We start from the raw sequence: 696 nt of genomic DNA, 5'->3' as shown, positions 1-696 counted from the left end.
TCTTAAAGCTGAAATTCAAGCTATTTTTACTGAGCACAAAGGAAATTATGGCTATCGCCGAATAACTCTTGAATTGAGGAATCGTGGTCATATAGTAAACCATAAGAAGGTCCAACGTCTGATGAAAATCCTTGGTTTAAGTGCTCGAATTCGCCGTAAACGAAAGTATTCTTCCTACCAAGGAGAGATTGGCAAGAAAGCAGAGAATATCATTCAACGCCAGTTTGAAGCATCGAGACCAATGGAAAAGTGTTATACGGATGTGACAGAGTTTGCCATTCCAAATAGCACGCAGAAATTGTATTTATCGCCTGTTTTAGATGGATTTAACAGCGAAATTATTGCTTTTAATCTTTCTTGTTCTCCTAATTTAGAACAAGTAAAAAAGATGTTGGAACAGGCCTTCACAGAGAAACACTACGAGAATACGATTCTCCATAGTGACCAAGGTTGGCAATACCAACACGATTCTTATCATCGGTTCCTAGAGAGTAAGGGAATTCAAGCATCCATGTCACGAAAGGGCAACAGCCCAGACAACGGTATGATGGAATCTTTCTTTGGCATTTTAAAATCCGAAATGTTTTATGGCCATGAGAAAAACTTTAAATCACTTAATCAATTGGAACAAGCTATTATAGACTATATCGATTACTACAACAACAAACGAATTAAGGTAAAACTAAAAGGACTTAG

Annotated in this window: 1 protein-coding gene; it reads left to right on the top strand. The window is 37.2% G+C overall.

Features of this window, described 5'->3' with window-relative positions; genetic code table 11:
- Positions 1-696, top strand: a 696-nt coding sequence (locus GEZ85_RS10120) for an IS3 family transposase (RefSeq protein ID WP_153210219.1), incomplete at both ends; no start/stop codon positions are given.

This window comes from Streptococcus mitis, assembly GCF_009496205.1.
GTDB lineage: Bacteria > Bacillota > Bacilli > Lactobacillales > Streptococcaceae > Streptococcus > Streptococcus mitis_BN.
The sequence above is the reverse complement of the archived record's forward strand: the minus strand, read 5'-3'. Positions and strand labels throughout refer to the sequence as shown.